The sequence below is a fragment of the Pontibacter sp. HJ8 genome, from assembly GCF_054824225.1.
In genome coordinates, this window is record NZ_JSYF01000386.1 from 1 (window position 1) to 4,738 (window position 4,738).

The window sequence follows — 4,738 nt, forward strand, 5'->3', positions numbered from 1 at the left end:
ATGCCACCCTTCCGCTTCAAGGCGAAGAACGGCACCTGGCGCTGGCTTAGCTGTATCGTTTCCAACATGCTGGACAACCCGGATGTGCGGGGGCTCGTGACCAATTCCCGTGATATAACACAGGAGGTACAGGCCATGCAGAAGCGGCAGGAAAGCCAGGCGTATTACCGGGCCCTTTACGTGAATAACCCGGACCTGGTATTTACTTTGAATCTGACCGGCCATATGGAGGCTTGCAACGACGTCATCCTCGAAACCACTGGTTATACCAAGGAGGAAACAGGCAACTGGCATTTTACGTCTTTTGTGCAGCCTGATTCGCTCCAGGTGACCCGGCAGGCTTTCATAAAATCACTATATGGCCAGTCCAGTACCTTTGATTGCTCCATCATCCGAAAACAGGGCGATATACGTCACCTAAGCATTACGGCTGTGCCGGTGCTGGTGGAAGGACAGGTCAAGGCGATCCAATGCATTGCCAAAGACACGACCAACGAGAAAAGGGCTACTGCCCTGATCAAAGAGCAGGCAGTAAAGCTCCACAACATACTTGAAAGTATAACCGATTGCTTCTTTGCCCTGGACAGTGAGTGGCGCTACAGCTTCGGCAATTCCATGTTTGCCCGGTTTCTGAACCGGGACATACAGGACCTGCTGCAAAAGTGCATTTGGGAGGAGTATCCCTACCTGGTTGGCAGCCTGTTTCATACCAAGTGCTTCGAAGTTATAAAAACTGGTAAATCTGTCTTGTTCGATGACTATTTCCCTGAATTGAATACGATGCTCCGGTTTACCATTTACCCGTCTGAGGGCGGCGTAGCTATCGCCTACCGGGACATCACATCGGAGAAGGCTGTGCAGGAGGACCTCCGGAAGCTGTCGCTGGTGGCCCGGAAAACCAACAACGGTGTCATTTTCACCAACCACAACCACCACGTCGAGTGGGTGAACGACGCCTTTACCGATATCTCGGGGTATAGCCTGGAAGAAATAATAGGCAAGCATCCGGGAGACGTATTGGTAGGGCCGGACACCAACATGGCCGATGTCGCTTTGCTCCGGCAACTGATGGCAGACGGCAGACAGACAACAAAGGATGTACTGTGCTATAAGAAAAACGGGGAAGAATTCTGGACTGTCATATCGATCTCTCCTATCCACAACGACCAAGGCGATATCATGAAGTACATTCATGTGTTCACTGACATCACGGAGCGTAAGAAGGACCAGGAAAGGCTACTCAAACTCACAGAGAACCTATACCTGCAGAACCAGGGCCTGCAGCAGTTCAATTACATTGTGTCGCACAACCTGCGGGCACCTGTCGCCAACCTCATCGGTCTGTCGGGTATGCTGCAGAAAATTGACCGCAACAGCAGCAGATTCAGCGACGGACTGCTGAACCTGGAAAAGTCTGCCCGGTTGCTGGACGGGGTTATCCAGGACCTAAACAAGATACTGGCCATTCGCAAAACAGACTCTGAAGACGCCCGGGAACTGGTAAACCTGCAGGAAGTAAACAGTGAGGTACTGCAAGGCCTGCAACACCTGCTGGACAAGGCAGAAGGTACCATTTCGGTAGATATTCCGGAGGAGGACAAGCTTTGGGCAAACCGGGCCTACGTGCACAGCATCCTCCAGAACCTGGTATCCAATGCGATTAAATATAAATCTGATGATCGCCCTTTACAATTGGAGATAAAAAGCGTAAGAAAAGATGGCTGCCTCTACCTGATCGTAAAAGATAATGGGAGCGGCATGAACATGGAACTGGTCAGGCCACAGCTTTTCCAGCTTTACAAGCGGTTCCACACCCACCGCGAAGGGAAAGGCATCGGGCTATACCTTGTAAAATCACAAGTAGAGGCCCTGGGAGGCCAAATTGATGTAGAAAGTTACCCTAACAAGGGCACAACTTTTTCTTTACGCTTTGACCTGTTACTGCATGATAAGGAAGGTATACATAATTGATGATGATGAAATCAGCGTATACGTCACTTCTCTCGTGATCGAAGTCGAAGACTTTGCCAGTCAGATCCAATCCTTCGGGACCGTGGACCAGGCCTATAATGCGCTGATGCTCGAAAGTGCCGATAGTATGCCCCAAATTATTCTACTGGACCTGAACATGCCGGTAAAGAGCGGGTGGGATTTCCTGGAAATGCTGCGCCCCCACGAAAAGGACTTGCGCGACAAGATCAGCATCTTTGTCCTCACTTCTTCTATCGATGATACCGAACGGAAACGGTCAGAAGAATATAACCTGGTGCACGGTTTTATGCACAAGCCAATTGACCAGGCAATTTTAGAGCGAATACGGCAAACCTATAACCGGATCAGAAATTAAGGGAGCATCAATCATGCACCGGCAGGCTGATGTAGAAGGTGGAGCCTTCATTTTCTTTGCTTTCAAACCAGATACGACCGCCTTGTATCTCTACCAGGTCACGTACGATCGACATCCCGATGCCACGCGATTGCTCGCCCCGCAGCCCGGGCCGGGCCGCTTTGGTATATTTGTCAAATAGGTGCGGTTGCAGGTTCTCCGGTATACCAATGCCATTGTCCTGGTGCACGAGCACTATCTGCTCCCCCTCCCTGCTCACCGATATGTTGATTAGCCCGTCGGGATATGTAAACTTGATCGAATTGGAGATAAGATTATTTACAATCTGTGAGAACTTGATCGGGTCTACCTCCATCACCAGCGGCTCCTCCGATGAAGTCAGTTCTATGGCCTGGGTGATGGCCTGCCCCTTCTGATAGGATTCAATTACCCGGCGTATTTCCGATACCACATCCACCCGCGATTTTTTTACAGAAACTTCCGGTGACCTCAGATGCTCCTCGCTGAGCAAATCATTGATCAGGTCGGTGCAGGAATCACAGGCATTCGTGATGATACGGGTATAGGTTTCCATTTCCTCGTATTTGCTCTCCGTGTGGTCTTTTTGCAAAAGGTTAGCGACACTTTTAACAATACCCAGCGGCCCACGCAGGTCATGCGATACGATTTCAAGCATTGTATTTTTGCGCTGCCCGAACTCTATCAGGTAGTTTTCAAACTGTTTTTGCCTGGTAATATCTTCGGCCAGGCCGGCCACGGCTACAATCGCCCCACTTTCATCCCGGATCGGAAAAGCATCGAGTTTAATATACTTTACACCTATTTCCTGGCTTAGCCGAAAGGTGTCTTCCACTGCTGTACCTTCCTTCACTTTCTGAATATTCCGCCTGACAGCTTCCCGGTCTTCTTCCAGCACTGCGTTCAGCAGCAATTCCGGGTTCTTCATTATTTCCTGCTTGCCTTTGTGCCAGATATGCTCCACAGCAGCAGTCAGAACATCAAACTGATTTGTCAGCAGGTTAAACTGGTACAATGCCTTCCTGCTCTGATTGCCAATTTGCTCTGTGATGTTCTCAAAAGTCATAATTTTCTAGAATAGATTGATCTGATAGCGAATGAATAGTTATGGGTAACCTCCCTTGTAACGGAAACCAAATTACTAGGTTTACCACCGCTGGCAAACCAGGTCATTGCAGCTTTCTGTTGCGAAGGATTCACTTTACGTACAATATCTAGCTCGGTTACTTCACTTAACTTATAGGTATACGATCGCAACATGAAAGCAACAATCGACAATTTTTCGAGCCAGGCAGGTGGCTACGCCCGTTACCGCCCCTCCTACCCGGAGGCGCTTTATACCTTTGTGCTAGAGCAGGTGCCTAACAAGCAGCGGGCCTGGGATTGCGGCACCGGCAACGGCCAGGTGGCAGCCCGGCTGGCAGAAAGTTTTGAAGAGGTATACGCCACCGATATCAGTGAACAGCAGTTGGCGCATGCCATTCGCACGCCCAACATCCGCTACCAGGTTTCGAGGGCTGAACAAACCAAACTGCCGGATCGGAGTGTACAACTGATCACCATTGCACAGGCGCTGCATTGGTTTGATTTCGGGCATTTTTACCAGGAAGTGAACCGGGTAGCTGCACCCGGCGCTGTTGTGGCGGCCTTGTGTTACGGACTGCTGCAGATCTCACCGGAGATGGACGAGCACATCGGCACCTTCTACCAACAGACGCTGGGCCCCTACTGGGACAAGGAGCGCGAGCTCATCGACGAGGCCTATGCCACCATTCCCTTTCCTTTTGAGGAGATGGCTGCTCCCGCCTTTACCATGCACTACAGCTGGAACCTGGAAGAATTAACCGGCTACTTCAACACCTGGTCGAGTGTCCAGAAATACATCCGGGCCCGGCAGGAAAACCCGGTTACAGAACTGGCTGAAAAGCTAAAGCCCTACTGGGGAGATGAAACAGAGAAGAAGACGATTACATTTGACCTGCACATGCGAATCGGGCGGGTGAAGTAAATGGATGAATTAGATTTCCTGTATTCTGAGATGCTTCTTTTAATGTATAGCTGTTTCTTTTAATGGGTCTGAAGATTCAGCAAAAGTCGATCTTTAGTTACCAATTCAATTTACTCCTTCCTGCTATACCTTGACCGGTAGAACACAAAGCAACCCCGGTTCCCTTTCCGAGGGCCCCTACCCCAGCCGGGGAGCCTGCTACTACGATGAGACCAGTTCTTGTTTCATAGCCACTGCATAGTTATCCCCCTGCCCCCTTCGAAGGGAGACCTTTCAGCTACTCCAATGCTGTCATTTCGAGTGCAACGAGAAATCTGGAATCATCACCTTAGCCAGTACCAGATTTCTCCCGTTGGTCGAAATGA

4 protein-coding genes are annotated in these 4,738 nt (G+C 50.0%); 3 read left to right on the plus strand and 1 reads right to left on the minus strand.

Translation table 11 applies throughout. The features are described from left to right. Both OB13_RS16000 and OB13_RS16005 read left to right on the plus strand, forming a co-directional pair. Positions 1-1,971, plus strand: a 1,971-nt coding sequence (locus tag OB13_RS16000; RefSeq protein ID WP_461491180.1) for a PAS domain S-box protein, incomplete at its 5' end; no start/stop codon positions are given. After that, on the plus strand, positions 1,946-2,347 hold the full coding sequence (locus tag OB13_RS16005) for a response regulator (RefSeq protein WP_461491181.1): 402 nt from the start codon (positions 1,946-1,948) through the stop codon (positions 2,345-2,347). The genes OB13_RS16000 and OB13_RS16005, both read left to right, overlap by 26 nt. 7 nt (positions 2,348-2,354) lie before the next feature. Here the strand turns inward: OB13_RS16005 and OB13_RS16010 are convergent, their stop codons facing one another. Beyond that, the gene (locus tag OB13_RS16010; protein ID WP_461491182.1) at positions 2,355-3,431 is read right to left on the minus strand and encodes a PAS domain-containing sensor histidine kinase; all 1,077 of its coding nucleotides are present in this window, start codon (positions 3,429-3,431) and stop codon (positions 2,355-2,357) included. Positions 3,432-3,623: 192 nt separating this feature from the next. Between OB13_RS16010 and OB13_RS16015 the strand changes: the two genes are divergently transcribed. After that, entirely contained in the window at positions 3,624-4,373 is a 750-nt protein-coding gene (locus tag OB13_RS16015; RefSeq protein ID WP_461491183.1) for a class I SAM-dependent methyltransferase, read from the plus strand. Positions 4,374-4,738: the final 365 nt, after the last annotated feature.

What these genes read in the sequence shown, in the direction of transcription:
- OB13_RS16005 (WP_461491181.1), top strand. Translation starts at nt 1,946, where the DNA reads ATGATAAGGAAGGTATACATAATTGATGATGATGAAATCAGCGTATAC.
- OB13_RS16010 (WP_461491182.1), bottom strand. Translation starts at nt 3,431, where the DNA reads ATGACTTTTGAGAACATCACAGAGCAAATTGGCAATCAGAGCAGGAAG.
- OB13_RS16015 (WP_461491183.1), top strand. Translation starts at nt 3,624, where the DNA reads ATGAAAGCAACAATCGACAATTTTTCGAGCCAGGCAGGTGGCTACGCC.